The sequence below is a fragment of the Clostridium sp. genome (assembly GCF_022482905.1).
In the GTDB taxonomy this organism is placed as follows: domain Bacteria; phylum Bacillota; class Clostridia; order Clostridiales; family Clostridiaceae; genus Clostridium_B.
Window position 1 is genome coordinate 43,979 of record NZ_JAKVOI010000001.1, and the last position, 16,022, is coordinate 60,000.

General features: G+C 35.5%; 16 protein-coding genes and 3 riboswitches. Of the genes, 13 read left to right on the forward strand and 3 right to left on the reverse strand.

What is annotated here, in order from left to right:
- Positions 1–57: 57 nt before the first annotated feature.
- From LKE46_RS00315 to guaA, 3 genes are all read left to right on the forward strand, one after another.
- Complete coding sequence (locus tag LKE46_RS00315) at positions 58–807, forward strand: prepilin peptidase (protein ID WP_291717361.1); 750 nt, start codon at positions 58–60, stop codon at positions 805–807.
- Between the two features lie 102 nt (positions 808–909).
- A riboswitch (purine riboswitch) is annotated at positions 910–1,007 on the forward strand.
- Positions 1,008–1,127: 120 nt separating this feature from the next.
- The gene (gene guaB, locus LKE46_RS00320) at positions 1,128–2,582 is read left to right on the forward strand and encodes an IMP dehydrogenase (protein ID WP_291717363.1); all 1,455 of its coding nucleotides are present in this window, start codon (positions 1,128–1,130) and stop codon (positions 2,580–2,582) included.
- 26 nt (positions 2,583–2,608) lie between these two features.
- On the forward strand, positions 2,609–4,141 hold the full coding sequence (gene guaA / locus LKE46_RS00325; RefSeq protein WP_291717365.1) for a glutamine-hydrolyzing GMP synthase: 1,533 nt from the start codon (positions 2,609–2,611) through the stop codon (positions 4,139–4,141).
- 124 nt (positions 4,142–4,265) lie between these two features.
- On the opposite strand, the gene LKE46_RS17640 is transcribed toward guaA, so the two are convergent.
- On the reverse strand, positions 4,266–4,421 hold the full coding sequence (locus LKE46_RS17640) for a Fic family protein (protein WP_291726873.1): 156 nt from the start codon (positions 4,419–4,421) through the stop codon (positions 4,266–4,268).
- Positions 4,422–4,451: 30 nt separating this feature from the next.
- The gene (locus tag LKE46_RS00330; RefSeq protein ID WP_291717367.1) at positions 4,452–4,703 is read right to left on the reverse strand and encodes a hypothetical protein; all 252 of its coding nucleotides are present in this window, start codon (positions 4,701–4,703) and stop codon (positions 4,452–4,454) included.
- A 202-nt stretch (positions 4,704–4,905) separates the two neighbouring features.
- Positions 4,906–5,010: riboswitch (SAM riboswitch) on the forward strand.
- Positions 5,011–5,296: 286 nt separating this feature from the next.
- On the opposite strand from LKE46_RS00330, the gene LKE46_RS00335 reads away from it, so the two are divergent.
- From LKE46_RS00335 to LKE46_RS00360, 6 genes are all read left to right on the forward strand, one after another.
- Positions 5,297–6,391: an ABC transporter substrate-binding protein gene (locus LKE46_RS00335; protein ID WP_291725486.1), complete on the forward strand. Its 1,095-nt coding sequence runs from the start codon at positions 5,297–5,299 to the stop codon at positions 6,389–6,391.
- A 15-nt stretch (positions 6,392–6,406) separates the two neighbouring features.
- Positions 6,407–7,189, forward strand: a complete 783-nt coding sequence (locus LKE46_RS00340) for an ABC transporter permease (protein WP_291717369.1) — start codon at positions 6,407–6,409, stop codon at positions 7,187–7,189.
- A 15-nt stretch (positions 7,190–7,204) separates the two neighbouring features.
- On the forward strand, positions 7,205–7,984 hold the full coding sequence (locus LKE46_RS00345) for an ABC transporter ATP-binding protein (RefSeq protein WP_291717371.1): 780 nt from the start codon (positions 7,205–7,207) through the stop codon (positions 7,982–7,984).
- Positions 7,985–8,005: 21 nt separating this feature from the next.
- Positions 8,006–9,871, forward strand: a complete 1,866-nt coding sequence (locus LKE46_RS00350; protein WP_291717373.1) for a fumarate reductase/succinate dehydrogenase flavoprotein subunit — start codon at positions 8,006–8,008, stop codon at positions 9,869–9,871.
- Positions 9,858–10,085, forward strand: coding sequence for a 4Fe-4S dicluster domain-containing protein (locus LKE46_RS00355; RefSeq protein WP_291717375.1), 228 nt, complete (start codon positions 9,858–9,860; stop codon positions 10,083–10,085). The genes LKE46_RS00350 and LKE46_RS00355 overlap by 14 nt, the downstream gene beginning before the upstream one ends.
- Positions 10,086–10,172: 87 nt before the next feature.
- Positions 10,173–10,279, forward strand: a riboswitch (SAM riboswitch).
- A 136-nt stretch (positions 10,280–10,415) separates the two neighbouring features.
- A complete protein-coding gene (locus tag LKE46_RS00360; RefSeq protein WP_291717377.1) occupies positions 10,416–11,750 on the forward strand; it encodes a YeiH family protein in 1,335 nt (444 codons plus the stop codon).
- A gap of 75 nt (positions 11,751–11,825) precedes the next feature.
- Here LKE46_RS00360 and LKE46_RS00365 read toward each other — a convergent pair whose 3' ends face one another.
- The gene (locus tag LKE46_RS00365) at positions 11,826–12,170 is read right to left on the reverse strand and encodes a hypothetical protein (protein WP_291717379.1); all 345 of its coding nucleotides are present in this window, start codon (positions 12,168–12,170) and stop codon (positions 11,826–11,828) included.
- Between the two features lie 158 nt (positions 12,171–12,328).
- On the opposite strand from LKE46_RS00365, the gene LKE46_RS00370 reads away from it, so the two are divergent.
- Genes LKE46_RS00370 through LKE46_RS00385 form a run of 4 tightly spaced genes read left to right on the forward strand, consistent with a single transcriptional unit; the run spans position 12,329 to position 15,999 of the window.
- Positions 12,329–13,138: an electron transfer flavoprotein subunit beta/FixA family protein gene (locus LKE46_RS00370; RefSeq protein ID WP_291717381.1), complete on the forward strand. Its 810-nt coding sequence runs from the start codon at positions 12,329–12,331 to the stop codon at positions 13,136–13,138.
- Positions 13,126–14,424 carry an electron transfer flavoprotein subunit alpha gene (locus LKE46_RS00375; protein ID WP_291717383.1) on the forward strand — a complete coding sequence of 433 codons (1,299 nt, stop codon included), beginning with the start codon at positions 13,126–13,128 and terminating at the stop codon, positions 14,422–14,424. Before LKE46_RS00370 ends, LKE46_RS00375 begins: the two co-directional genes overlap by 13 nt.
- Positions 14,417–15,712, forward strand: a complete 1,296-nt coding sequence (locus tag LKE46_RS00380) for an FAD-dependent oxidoreductase (RefSeq protein ID WP_291717384.1) — start codon at positions 14,417–14,419, stop codon at positions 15,710–15,712. Before LKE46_RS00375 ends, LKE46_RS00380 begins: the two co-directional genes overlap by 8 nt.
- Positions 15,712–15,999, forward strand: a complete 288-nt coding sequence (locus LKE46_RS00385; RefSeq protein ID WP_291717386.1) for a ferredoxin family protein — start codon at positions 15,712–15,714, stop codon at positions 15,997–15,999. Before LKE46_RS00380 ends, LKE46_RS00385 begins: the two co-directional genes overlap by 1 nt.
- Positions 16,000–16,022 lie beyond the last annotated feature (23 nt).

The window sequence follows — 16,022 nt, forward strand, 5'->3', positions numbered from 1 at the left end:
GCAAAGAATATATTTTATAAATGTGTAAATAATTCTATAATAGGAGGAAATAATAAAATGAAAATATTAGTTTTTATTTTAGGTACTATTATAGGAAGTTTTTTAAGCTTATGTGTATACAGGATACCTCGTGAACAATCCATAATATATCCCCATTCCAGATGTACAAACTGTAATAACAAGATAAAGTGGAGAGACTTGATTCCTGTTTTTAGTTACATACTATTGAAGGGCAAATGCAGGTACTGCAATCATAATATATCACCACAATATTTTATAATTGAAGTTATAACAGGAATATTGTTTATTTTATTGTACATAAAATATGGATTTGGATTGATGTTTGTGAAATATGCGGCATTTCTGTCCATAGTATTACTGATAGCTGTTATCGATATCTATACAATGAATGTATATTTTAACACGATTATTGCAGGAATTGGTGCTTCAAGTATATTTCTATTAGTTGAATACTATATGGGATATGATATAAAAACATTTATATATGGAGGAATTGCAGCAGGACTATTTATAGTTTGTTTAATTTTACTTACCGGAGGCATGGGATTTGGGGACGCAGAGGTTTGCATAATAGCAGGATTGTTTTTAGGATTTAAACTTGTATTGCTGATGATTATCATTTCATTTTTCATCGGGACACTGGCAGGAATAATTTTAATTGCACTGGATATAAAATCCAGAAAAGATTTCATACCGTTTATACCATTTATTACAGCGTCTTCGATTATAACAGTTCTTTTGGGAAATACCTTAATGAGAATATATATATCCACAGTCTATTTCTAAAGTTTGCAATATATTTACGTTGACAAAAACAGAAAAATTGAATAAAATAGTGTAAATAGTTAGTGAAACAGATAGAAATACATCAAAATTTATAAAAATAAATAAAGAATCTTTTATTCAGCTCATATATCCCTTGAATATGGCAGGAAGTATCTACCGGAGGCCGTAAATTTCCGACTATGAGTGGAATTCTTATGTTATAATCATATTAATTTCACAAAATAATGAATTAATATGTTTTTTATTTGTAGGTAAAATATTTTCATTGCATATTTAAAGCTGGACATTTAAGAAATATAAATTTATAGGAGTGATTTTAATTGGCAAAAATTTTAAAAAAGGCATATACTTTTGATGATGTTCTTTTAGTACCAAACAAGTCGGAAGTTTTACCAAGAGAAGTTTCGTTGAAGACCAATCTGACAAAGAAAATAGAATTGAATATACCGATCATGAGTGCGAGCATGGACACTGTTACTGATTCAAGAATGGCTATAGCATTGGCGAGAGAAGGCGGTATTGGAATAATACATAAGAATATGACCATAGAACAGCAGGCCGTTGAAGTAGACAGGGTAAAGAGACAGGAAAATGGAGTAATAACAAATCCATTTTATCTTTCTCCCGACAATACCATAGATGATGCACTTTTACTTATGAGCAAATATAGAATATCTGGAGTTCCTATAACTGTAAATGGCAAACTTATTGGAATAATAACAAATAGAGATATAGTATTTGAAACAGATTATAGTAAAAAAATTTCAGAAGTTATGACTAGGGAAAAATTGATAACAGCTGCCCAGGATACTACTATTGAACAAGCTAAGGAAATACTGAAAAAGTATAAAATAGAGAAATTGCCTCTGGTTGACGCTGATAACAACCTTAGAGGATTGATAACATTAAAGGACATAGAGAAAGTAAAGAGATTCCCTAGTAGTGCCAAGGATGAAAAGGGAAGGCTTCTATGTGGAGCAGCTGTTGGTGTTACAAAAGACATGATGGACAGGGTGTCTGAACTTGTTAAGGCCGGAGTTGATGTTATTACGGTTGATACGGCGCATGGACATTCAAAAGGAGTTCTGACTGCAGTAAGTTTTATAAAAGAAAAATATCCTGATCTACAAATAATTGCAGGAAATATTGCAACAGCTGGAGCTACCAGGGACTTGATTTTAGCAGGTGCAGATTCAGTAAAAGTCGGTATAGGACCGGGATCCATATGTACTACCAGAGTTGTAGCCGGAGTAGGGGTTCCCCAATTGACAGCAGTAATGGACTGTGTAGAGGAAGCCAATAAATATGATATTCCTGTTATTGCTGATGGAGGAATAAAGTATTCGGGAGATATAGTAAAGGCATTGGCTGCAGGAGCCAAGGTTACCATGATGGGGTCCATGCTTGCAGGATGTGAAGAGGCACCTGGTGAAACTGAAATATACAAAGGAAGGACTTATAAAGTTTATAGGGGAATGGGTTCGCTTTCTGCCATGGCAAGCGGAAGTAAAGACAGATATTTTCAAGAAGGAAACAAAAAATTGGTACCGGAAGGTGTGGAAGGAAGAGTTCCTTATAAAGGATATGTTGCAGATACCATATTCCAGCTGGTTGGAGGAATACGTTCCGGAATGGGATATCTGGGAGCTGCTACACTGAACGATTTATATGAGAATTCCACCTTTGTAGTACAATCTGCAGCAGGCTTGAGAGAAAGTCATCCTCATGATATATCAATGACAAAAGAGGCACCAAATTATAGTGTAAGACAGTAGCAACTAATTTTATTGGGAGGAAATTTATGGACAGGGAATTGATCATTGTAGTTGATTTTGGTGGACAGTACAATCAACTTATAGCAAGAAGAGTGAGAGAAAACAATGTCTATTGTGAAATAGTTCCATATACTTGTCCTGTAGATAAGATAAAGGAAAAGAAGCCTAAAGGAATAATATTTACAGGTGGTCCCAAAAGTGTATATGGGGAAAATGCACCAAAGATAAGTAAAGAGATTTTTGAGCTGGGAATTCCTATTCTAGGTATATGCTACGGACATCAATTTATATGTGCCAATCTGGGAGGAAAAGTTGAAAGCGCTGTAGTTAGAGAATATGGAAAAGCAGATGTAGTGCTGGACAATAATAGTATTTTGTTCAATGGAATAGATGAAAAACAGAGCTGCTGGATGAGCCATACGGATGTGGTTTCCCGTGCACCAGAGGGTTTTAAAATTTTAGCTACTACAGATGAATGTCCTGTGGCAGCTGTGGGAGATGATTCCAGAAGAATATATGGAGTTCAATTTCATCCGGAAGTACAGCATACACCTTTCGGGAAAAAGATGATTTCAAATTTCTTGTTTACAATATGCAATCTCAAGGGTGACTGGTCCATGTCATCTTTTGTAGAAGAAAAAATCAGATCCATAAGAGAAAAGGTAAAAGATAAAAAAGTCATATGTGCCATGTCGGGTGGAGTTGATTCTTCTGTAGCTGCGGTACTTGTACATAAGGCAGTAGGCAAGCAGCTTACATGTATATTTGTAGATCATGGACTTCTCAGGAAAAATGAAGGAGATCAGGTTGAAGATGTATTTAAAAAGCAGTTTGACATGAATTTCATAAGAGTAAATGCAGGAGATAGATTTTTAGGCAAACTTGCAGGTGTAGATGATCCTGAAAAAAAGAGAAAAATAATTGGAGAAGAATTCATAAGAGTATTTGAACGGGAAGCTGAAAAGCTTGGGGATATAGCTTTTCTTGTCCAAGGTACCATATATCCGGATGTTGTAGAAAGCGGACTTGGAACTTCGGCTACTATAAAGAGCCACCACAATGTAGGAGGACTTCCGGAAAATATGAATTTTGAGCTTATTGAACCTCTCAGAGAGTTGTTCAAGGATGAGGTAAGGGCAGTAGGTGAAGAACTGGGAATACCACATAAATTAGTCTGGAGACAGCCTTTTCCAGGACCAGGCCTTGCTATAAGAGTATTGGGTGCAGTTACAGAGGAAAAGCTCGAAATAACAAGAGAGGCAGATGCAATATTTAGAGAAGAAATAGCAGAGGCAGGATTGGACGAATCAATATGGCAGTATTTTGCATGCCTTCCTAATATACGTTCGGTAGGTGTCATGGGAGATGAAAGAACTTACTGCTACACTGTTGCACTCAGGGCGGTTACATCTTCTGATGCTATGACATCGGATTGGGCCAAGATACCATATGAGGTACTTGACAAAGTATCAAGAAGGATAGTAAATGAAGTTAAAGGTGTAAACAGAATTGTCTATGACATAACGAGCAAACCTCCTTCTACTATAGAGTGGGAGTAAAATAAAAGAACGTGAAATCCAAGCAAACAAAGGGTTTTACGCTCTTTTTATTTCATGCTCAAGAACCAGTTCAGCAATAAAGTCAATAAATGGCCGGTTGTCTTTGTGAGCACGCTTCAGAAGGCTAATATATTCCTGGCGCAAGATCGGAGAAATGACAGCCAGGTAAGCCATCCTGAATAAGAGTCGCATTTATAAGCAGCCTGGAAATTCGACCGTTACCATCGATAAACGTATGAATGAAAACAAAGCGCTTATGAAGTTGGGCCGCAAACTCTATGGGATGATATTTGTTACGGTCAGAAGCCGACTACTGGAATAGCTTCTTCATTTCGCTACCGCTTGTTATTCCGGTGCCATTTTCAGCACCACACCAAGGACAATCTATACTATCACGCTCTTTTCCCCCAGGATAACCGGCGTTTGATATGGTAATGGTGAAATTTTCTAGAATCATTTTTTGGCTGAAAGCCTGTGGACTTTTCCCGGATAACCGGGCAAGCTTGGAGATGCTTATTCCAAGCTTCACACATAGAATTTTCAGCTGTTCAGATACTGACATACCAACACCTCTTTCGATATTCTGGTATATTGAAATATACTACAATAACATAGAGAAGGAATCAGACAATTGGCTATAAGATACCATTTCAGTTCAGAAAATAGCATGTTATTGATGTAACCAATATAAAAGTATTGTAAAAATGTTGTTGACAAATTATCTTAAAAGTTATATCATGTAGGAAATTGAAAAAAGAAAAAACTTCTTATCAAGAGAGGCAGAGGGACTGGCCCTATGATGCCCGGCAACCTGAATAATTTTATATTCAATGGTGCCAATTCCAGCAGGAATACCTGAAAGATGAGAAACTTAAAGGATATAACTTCCTATGGTTTCTCCAGAGGAAGTTTTTTATTCGTATTAATTTGTACTGACTAGAAAAACTAGAGGTCAAATTTAATTTATTATATAGATATTTTTATATTTTATAATAGATTAAATTTGACCTTTTTTATTCAAAAAATTAATAAATAAAACTAAAGGAGTGGTAAAAATGAAATAAAAACAAATATACTTTTAACCAAAATAGTAAAAAGTATAGAAATATAATAAAAATTAACAAAATTAATTGGGAGGAATTTAATTTGAAAAGTGTGAAGAAGATAATGTCGCAAATACTAATTTTAGTATTGGTATTAGTATTTTTTATAGGATGTTCACAAAATGGACAAAATAGCCAGAACTCTAATAATAATGGTAAAAAAGAAGTCGTAAAAATAGGAATAGGCTATCAAACAGTAACATCCCAAACTTGGGGTGCATTGATAATAAAGAATAAAAAACTTTTTGAAAAATATCTTGAAGAAAAATATCCTGATAAGGACTTTGTGGTTGATTGGTTCAATGCTCAATCGGGCCCCCCTTTAACTAATAACATGGTAGCAGGCAAACTTCAATTTGCTTTTATGGGAGATATGCCAATAATTATTAATGGTGAAAAAGGTCAATCGAGTTCAAATTATAAATCCGTATTTTTAGCTTTTGATGGAAAGGGAGAAAACGGAAAAAATCAAGCTATTTTGGTTCCTAAAAATAGTAAAATAACTTCTGTTAAGGATTTATCCGGGAAAACTGTAGCAGTTCCATTGGGATCCAGTGCGCATAGACTATTGCTCAATGAATTAGACAAGAATGGTGTAACGGATAAAGTAAATATAGTAAATCAGGATCTAACTGTTGGAATGACTAATTTGGAACAGAATAAAATAGATGCCCTTGCAGTATGGGAACCATTTACCAGCCTGATAGAAAATAAAGGAATCGGGAAAGTATTGGTAGATGGCAGTGATACTAAAGTTGATTATTTAGATGGAATTGTGGCAGATAGATCATGGGTGGAAAAGAATAAAGACTATACTGTGGCATTATTGAAAGCATTAATTGAAGCACATAAATTTATAAGGGAAAATCCAGATGAAGCAGCCAAAATATTTTCTGACGAAAGTAAATATTCATTAGAGGTCACAAAAAAAATAGTGAATAACGTAAGATTCGATCCAGTTATATACGATAAAGACGTATCTACATTGGAAGGAAGTAAAGACTTTTTAGAAAAACTTGGAAAGATCAAAAATGTCGATTTAAATGAATTTGTTGATTCTCAATATATAAAGGAAGCATACAAAGATTCGAAAATCGCATATCCCAGTGAAGAAGTCTTAAAAGGAAATTGGCAGCAGGTAAAGTAAAAGGAGAAGATAATTATGAAGCAAAACACGGCTCCTTATTTAAAAATAAAAAGATATATTTATCATATAATTTCCATAGCAGTATTTATTGTTATATGGTATATATTTGTTAAATTTAATCTAAGAAAGCCATTGATGTTTGGAAATCTGCCATCTCCCTTGGAAGTTTTGAAATCAATTAAGATAGTTTTAGTAGATAAGGTATTTTATATGCATGTTCTATATAGTAGTGCAAGAGTTATATCTGGATGTATATTAGCTCTTCCTATGGGGGTAATATTTGGTCTGTTGATAGGACTGACCAATTTTGCAAAAAATTTTATTTCACCGGTCTTTGAAATGTTGAGACCTATACCTCAAATTGCATGGATACCTATAGCAATATTGATATTCCCATCGGCTGAAGGTAGTATAATTTTTATAACATTTTTAGGTGCATTTTTTCCTATATTAATTAATACTATTGCAGGAACACAACAAGTTAATTTATCTCTTATTGATGCAGCAAGAAGTATGAATGCCACTAGATGGCAATTGATTAAGTATGTTTATTTTTCAAGTTCTGTACCTAATATTTTTACAGGACTTACTTTAGGAGTAGGTAATTCATGGATGAGTGTTATAGCTGCTGAAATGATTTCTGGTAAATATGGAATTGGATATTATACTTGGACATCTTATACTTTAATGCAATATCCTGAAACTATTGTAGGAATGATAACTATCGGTATAATAGGTACCATATGTTTCTCAGCTATAAAAATATTACAGAAAAACGTATTAAAGTGGCGCAAATGATGGTGGTGATTATAAGTGATTAAAATTAAAAATGTGTCCAAGGTATACAAATCTGATAAAAATATAAAAAATAAAGAAGTTTTAGCATTGAAAGATATTAATTTAGTTATTGAGGATAATCAATTTATCTGCCTTTTAGGTCCATCGGGATGTGGAAAAAGTACATTGTTAAGGATAATTGCAGGATTGGATTTACCTACAGAAGGAACTGTTGAAATAAATAATGAAGTTATTGACAAGCCTAACAAGGATAGTTCTATGGTATTTCAAGATTATGCTTTATTTCCATGGAAAACAGTTATAGAAAATGTGGAATTTGGTTTAAAATTGAGGAAAATTCCAAAAAATGAGGCAAAGAATAAAGCCCTTAGATATCTAAAACTTGTTAATATGGAAAAATTCAAAGATGCTTATATACATCAATTATCTGGTGGAATGAAACAAAGAGTGGCGATAGCAAGAGCACTGGTTATTGAACCTGAGATACTTTTAATGGATGAGCCTTTTGGGGCATTAGATACTTTTACAAGAATGCAATTGCAGGATGAATTGATTGATATATGCAAAAAGCGGAATTTAAGTGTTGTATTTGTCACTCATGATATTGAGGAGGCTGTATATTTGGGAGATAAAATTGCAATCATGAAGTCAAATCCCGGGAACATAAATTCCTTGATGGAAATTTCACTGGATAAGCCTAGGAATAGAATTGATAATGGCTTTGTGAATTATAGAAATTCAGTATACAAAGAATTTTCTTTGGCTAAAGATATGAAACCAGAATATAGTATATAACTTTTATTAGGAGGTAAGGTAATGAGTTTTGAGAGAATAAAAGCTGATGTATGCATTGTAGGTGGTGGTAGTGCAGGAACTATCGCAGCAATTAAAGCAAAAGAAAAGAATCCGGATTCGGTTGTAATTATATTTGACAAGGGGCCAATTGAAACATCTGGAGCAATAGGAAGAGGGATGGATGCACTTAATATAGTAGCAAGTCCCGGCTATTCAACTCCAGAAGATGTAGTTGAAGCACTTACGAAAGTAACAGAAGGTATTTTGGATCAGGAACCAGCCTATGTTTTAGGACAAAAAAGTATTCAGGTTATAAAAGATTTGGAAGATTATACTGGTAGAGAGCCTGGAGATTTATTTCCTATTGATGAAAATGGAAATTATAAGACAAATTATCTTCATCCTGTAGATCATCCCCTATATCTTGCCATGGATGGAGAAGATATAAAGAGGGGTTTAGCTGAAAGGGTAAAAAAGTTAGGCGTGAAGGTATTTAACTTTACACCTGCTGTGAAACTATTTACTACAAATGGAAAAATTTCAGGCCTGCTTGCATTTAATATTCGAACGGGAAAGATCTTTGTAGTAAATACACCGGCAGTTATACTTACAGCAGGTGCAGTAGGTAAATTTGGACTTCCTAAAGATGGATACTTAAGTGGAACATATGAGTTCCCAGGAAATACTGGAGAGGGTTTTTCTCTGGCATATCGAGCGGGTGCCGAATTGGTTAATCTTGAATGTTTTCAAACCAATTTATTGATGAAAGATTATAATGGACCAGCATGTGGATATGTTGTAATACCAAGAGGTGGATATGGAGTAAATGCCCTGGGTAAGAGATATTGGACCCATGGTTATTGGTCCGGAGATATGTTCCTGGCTGTATGGCGTGAATTCTTAGAAGGCAAAGGTCCAGTATATTTAAAAATGGATCATCTGCCTAAAGAGACTATAATCGGATTAGAAAAAATTCTTTGGGGAACAGAACGAACTACTCGAGGATTATTTCATAAACAACGAGGAGAAGATTATAGGAAATGGGATTCTGTAGAGCAGGATATGGAAGAAATAACTTTATGCAGTGGTCATAGCATGTCTGGAATAAAGGTCAATAAAGATACAGAGACAAGTGTTGCTGGACTATATGCGGCTGGAGATTGTGCAGCTGTACCTCATCAATATCTTACAGGAGCATTTGTATTTGGAAGTATAGCAGGTGAAAAAGCAGTTGAATATTCCAAATTACATGAAGCTGAAAATATTGATGAAGATATAGATAATATTGTAAAAGAAATAGAATTACCGCTAAATAATGTTGAGGGATTGAATGTAGAAGATGTGGAATATAAAATTAGAGCTAGAATAAGTCAGTATTTAACACCTCCTAAGAGTGATCCTCTCATGGAAAAAATGCTTTGGTGGGTTGACAGGATAAGAAAAGAGGATATAAAAAGAATAAAAGTAAGTGATTATCATGATCTGATAAAAGTTACAGAAGTAAATAGTATTTTGGATTGTGCTGAGATGGCAGCTAAGGCTTCGTTATACAGGACTGAAAGCAGATGGGGACTTGGACATTATCGTTTGGCATATCCTAAAAGGGATCCTAATTGGGAACATAAATGGGTGGTAATACAAAAAGATTTGGAAAATAATGAAATGAGACTGTTTAAAAAAGAAGTACCGGAACATAAATGGAAGTTTGAAGAGAAATTAGAATATGAATACCCAATTTTAAATGTGGATATAGGAAAAGGATATGTTCCTCCTAAAAATGGGGATAGAGATCCATGGATAGAGGAGAAATTTAAAAGAGAGGGATTTGATATTCCCAAAAGAATTGTTCCAGAATTTAATGGAGGTAATAGAGATGAGCAGAAATAATAGAAGGGACTATCAATGGATAAACTTTGATGCAGATAAATGTGTTTCCTGTGGCCTGTGTGTTAATTATTGTCCAAGGGATGTTTTGAGAATTGGAGAAGATGGAGTGCCATTTATGAAATATAAAAATGATTGTTGGTATTGTGATGCCTGCTCATATGTTTGCCCTAAAAATGCAATAGAATTAACAGAAGTTCCATATTTAATAAAATAATACAAATTATCTATGGCTTAGTTTGAAATTAACATTTACAAATTAATCATAATATGTTATTATATAGGAAATTGAAAAAAGAATAACTTCTTATCAAGAGTGATGGAGGGACTGGCCCTATGATATCCGGCAACCTGAATGAATTTTATGTTCAACGGTGCTAATTCCAGCAGGTAAATCCTGAAAGATGAGAGACAAAAGGACATGACTTCCTGTGGTTTCTCCGCAGGAAGTTTTTTAATTTTAATTTACTGGAAAAGCCAGAGATTAGATTTTATTAATATAAATAGATCTAATCTCTCTTTAAATATAAAATAAGGAGTTGATCACGTGTCTGAGAAGAAATTCAATTCGAAGGAAAATGGCTGGAGTGATCTTGTCAAAAAGGAAGACTGGTGGGCAGTATGGATAGGATTGATTCTGGTAGTGGCGGCAGTTGTTTTTTGGTCTTCTGGAAGCTCAATAAAATTTATTACCGCCAAAATTCCAAAATGGACAAATATAAGTGCTCTTTTCTCTGCACTGGGAAATAACATCTGGTCCATTGTACTTCTGTTTGTTGTATTTTTAATATTATTTTCTATTGTAAATTTATTTTTACATTACAAGTTTAAGGACTTTTTCATAGGATTTTTACTTTTATTTATTTTGAGTGTTATAATTAATTCTTTTAGTTCCTGGAGCTGGGCACAAAAATATAATCTTGAAGCACCACTTGTTGCCTTGTTCATAGGACTTATAATCAGTAATTTACTTTCTATTCCGAGATGGTTTGAAACAGCACTCAGAACAGAGCTATATGTAAAAGTAGGTATTGTACTTTTAGGTGCTACACTTCCCTTCACACTAATTGTAAAAGCTGGTCCCGTTGCATTTTTACAGGCGACTTTAATTGCAGTTTCAACGTTTTTGATAATTTATTTTGTAGGTACAAAATGGCTGGGATTGGATAAGAGATTTGCTGCCACTTTAGGGGCTGGCGGTTCCATCTGTGGAGTTTCAGCGTCAATAGCTGTAGGAAGTGCCATACAGACGAAAAAAGAACATGTGTCTGTAGCCATCTCCCTAGTAGTGGCCTGGGCGGTTGTGATGATTTTTGTACTTTCCATATTTATAAAAGTTACGGGCATACCTGCAGGGGCAGCAGGGGCATGGATTGGAACATCTGAATTTGCAGATGCTGCAGGAGTTACGGCAGCTAGTTCTTTTGGAGATAAAGCCATAACCACATTTACTCTTATGAAGGTTGTAGGTCGTGATATATTTATTGGAATCTGGTGCTTTATTCTCGCTATAATCTCCATTACTAAATGGGAAAATAAAGAAACCGGTGTAAAGGCCAATGCCTCTGATATCTGGCATAGATTTCCCAAATTTGTAATTGGATTTTTTGTAGCCTCAATATTTCTTACTATTTTGCTTTCAAGTGCTTCTCCTGCTGCTGCAGCAGCCATTAATTCCAATATAATTGCTCCAATTAAAGAGATCAGAACCTGGGCATTCACTTTTTGTTTCCTTTCCATTGGACTTACTACCCGCTTTAGACAGCTTACAGCTGTCGGCTGGAAGCCTTTTGCTGCATTTTCAGCTGGAGCAGTGGTAAATGTCATACTTGGATATTTGTTTTCTGTGGTGATTTTAGGATCTTATTGGTCAAGCTTATAGGGTGGAATTCAAATTTGAAAAAAGGGGATATCCTTATTCAGGATGTCCTCTTTTTAAATTGGAAAACCTATTAAACTAAAGTATTCCCCATTTTCTCCCGTATTCTACTTTCAGAATGTATTCTTCATCCTTAAATCCATTCTCTTTCAACATTTTAACTGCATAGTTGAAATCAAAAGTCTCGGTTTCCATAATTATTCTGTCTTTCTTAGCAGTGATCATCCAGTCATTATGGGCTGATTTTAAAATTTCCAGCATTGAGGCAATTCTTGAAAGACGCTGCTCCAGCAAGTGACCCCAATTTTTCAATGATTCAGCAGCTGTTTCCGTGTCCTCCAGTTTGGAGACTTTTGGGCAGGATTGAAAAAATTCAAAGATTATACGGACATTTTGTATACATGTGATTTGCTCCTTATTCACCGATAAATACTTCCTTTCCTAAATGAATCTAATATATACTATTTTATATTTTATTTTAAAATGCAGCAATAAGTAAATCTTTATAAGCACTTCATATCTTCTTCATAGCCAATCTATATAATAAAATTTAAAATTAGCAATAAGGAGTTGACGGCAATTTGCATACTTTAGTTTGTGTAAAACAAGTACCAGATACTACAGAAATTAAAATGGACCCAAAGACTAATACTCTGGACAGATCGAGTGCACCTACGATTTTTAATCCATATGATGCTCACGCACTTGAAGAAGCTGTTAGAATCAAGCGGAAATTTGGCGGCAGGATTTCTGTAATCTCAATGGGACCGCCTCAAGCACAAGAGGTGATTAAAAAATCCATTGAAATGGGTGCAGACGAAGGATATCTGCTTTCAGATCGTGCCTTTGCCGGTTCGGATACATTGGCAACGAGTTATATACTTGCAATGGGTATAAAAAAAATAATGGAAAATGAAAATATAAATATAATATTTTGCGGCAAGCAGGCTATAGATGGAGATACGGCCCAGGTTGGGCCTGGCATTGCTTCCAGGCTTGGTATAACTCAGCTGACTTATGTTGAGAAGATACAAAGTTTAGATCTGAAGGAGAGTACTGTTACAGTACACAGAAAAATTGACAGTGGATATGAAGTTGTGCAGTCAAAGCTTCCCTGTCTTATTACAGTAGAAAAAAGTATCAATGAGCTAAGTTTTTCTCCACTGCCAAATATGATTAGGGCAGCACGCTACAGAGCAAAAATTTGGGGAATCAATGATTTTAATGCTGATTTAAACCAATTGGGATTAAAGGGGTCTCCAACATCAGTTAGACGTATTTTCCCACCGGCCCAGAGATCTGGTGGAGAATTGCTCCATGGCAGTACTGATGAAGTTGTAAAAATACTTGTAGATAAATTAAAAGGAGGAATAATTAAATGCCAATCATAGTTGGAGATTCCTGCATAGGCTGCCAGTCATGTATTTCCAATTGTCCTGTTGGAGCTTTAGAAATGAATGGCGAAGATAAACTAACAGTCAATGCTGAAAAATGTATCGATTGTGGAAAATGCATTTCCATATGCCCGGTGTCAGCTTTAAACAATCCTGATAATAAAAAAAATAATAAGATAGTGCTGCAAGAGAGATCTTCTTTAAAATCTCCCATCAAGTCATGTGACAATACTGAAGGCATATGGGTTTTTGCAGAGCAATTGGAAGGAGAACTTGCTTCTGTCACCCTGGAACTGATAGGGGAGTCAAAGAAACTTGCTTCAAAATTAAATGTAATAGTATCTGCTGTTCTATTTGGAGATAAAGTAGAGAATTTAGTTTCTGTACTTTTTGAATATGGTGCTGATAAAGTGTATCTAGTAGACAATCCGGTGTTTCACTTCTACAGGGCGGAGACCTATAGTAAAGCCTTTTGTTACCTGATAGATAAGTATAAACCGGAAATATTGCTTATAGGTGCTACCACAACAGGACGAGATTTGGCTGGTGCAGTTGCCACTTCCATGAAAACGGGGCTTACAGCCGACTGTACCAAGCTTGATATTGATTTGGAAAAAGGAATATTGCTTGCCAGCAGACCTGCTTTTGGTGGGAATATTATGGCCACCATAGTATGCAAGGATCGCAGGCCTCAAATGGCCACAGTTCGGCCGAGGGTTATGAAAATGCCTGAACCCAAATTGGATAGAAGGGGTTTTATAATAAGAGAAAAATTTACTATTGACGAAAGTTCTCTGCGAACCAAGGTGCTGGAAATAGTCAGGCAAAAGTCGGAAGATGTGAGGCTTGAAGATGCGAAAATTATAGTCTGCGGAGGACGTGGGGTACAGAATGAAGAAGGTTTTATGCTTTTGGAAAAGTTAGCAAGAGTACTTGGAGGAGTTGTGGCGGGAAGTCGTGGCGCTGTGGATAAGGGTTTGATAGATTACAGGCATCAAGTTGGACAAACGGGCCAGACTGTATCACCAAAATTATATTTTGCAATAGGAATTTCTGGAGCTGTTCAACATGTTATTGGAATGCAGGGAGCTGAAACTATAGTCGCAGTTAATACAGATAAAGAATGCCCGATGATGAAACTTGCCACATACAGTATAGCTGGAGATTTATTTGAAGTGCTGCCTAAAATGATTGAAAGTTTTAAACAAGTCCTATCAGATAGTTATGAGATAAATGCCAATAGTTTGCATAACAGAATAAAGGGGGCAGGCAAAATTGACTGAAAAATTTGATGCTGTTGTTGTTGGTGCAGGTGTTGCAGGCCTTGCATCGGCATATGTAATGGCAAAAGAAGGCCTTAATGTCATTGTTGTTGAAAAAGGGAAACATCCTGGATCAAAAAATGTTATGGGTGGAGTATTATATCGTCAAATGATGGAGGAAATTATACCAGATTTTTGGAAAGATGCTCCACTGGAACGCCCTATTATTGAGCAGAATTTCTGGATCTTGGGAAAAAACTCTGTAGTTAAAACTGGATATAGGGGTATGGAATGGGGAAAAATCCCGTATAATAATTTTACAGTATTCAGAGGAAAGTTTGATCATTGGTTTGCTAAAAAGTGTGAGGAAGCTGGAGCACTGATCATTAATGAAACTGTGGTAAAAGAATGTATAGTAGAAAATAATAAGGTTGTTGGTGTAAGGACAGATAGGCCTGAAGGTGAAATTTATGCTAAAGTAGTGGTTCTTGCTGATGGAGTAAATTCACTCCTGGCTAAAAATCTTGGATTTCACAATGAATGGAATAGAGATCAGGTAGCTCTTGCTGTCATGGAAGAATTAAAGATGCCTTCAGAAAAAATTGAAGAACGTTTCAATCTTGATAAAGGTATGGGGGCAACTATAGAAATGTTTGGAGACGGGACACTGGGAATGGTAGGTACCGCATTTATTTATACAAATAAAGAACATATATCTATTGGCTGTGGAGCTTTGCTTTCACAGATGTGCAATAAAAACGTGAATCCCTATGAATTATTGGAATATATAAAGCATCATCCAATTATCAGGCCTTTAATTGAAGATGGAGAGTCCTGTGAATATTATGCCCATTTAATTCCGGAGGGTGGATATAACAGCATACCTAAGCTTGTTGGCGACGGCATTATAGTAGTGGGAGATGCTGCCCAATTTGTAAATGGTATTCATCGTGAGGGTTCAAATCTTGGAATGACATCGGGGCGTCTTGCCGCCGAAGCTATAATACGTGCCAGGGAACTGGGAAAATTTGATGAGCAAACACTTTCATACTATCAAGACCGTGTAAAAAATAGTTATATAATAAAGGATTTAAAGAAATATAGAAATGCTTCTACAACAATGGAAAACAATCCACAATTTTTTAATCATTATATACCAGCAGTCAATAAAGCTATGAGTGAGATGTTCACAGTTGACGGTATGCCTAAATCAAAAAAGCAGAAGCTGGCTATTAAGTACATGACTTCAGGCAGATCGATATTAGGTTTGGCAAGAGACGGATTAAAGATATGGAGGGCTATGAAATAATGGAAGAAGATAAGGTAAGTATTGATGACAAGTTGTTTTTAAATAGCTATAATGTTGACACGATTTCACATCTGGCTATTAAAGATTCTAAAGTATGCCTGAATTGTAGTGAAAGGATTTGCACTTTTGTCTGTCCTGCCCATGTATATGAATGGAAAGATGGACGTTTGACAGTTAGTTATGAAGGATGTCTTGAATGTGGTGCATGTCGTATTGGATGCAGGCATGGCAATATTGACTGGACTTATCCAAGAGGAGGATTTGGCATACAGTTCAGATTAGGATAGCATGGATTAATTTAAGAGTACTG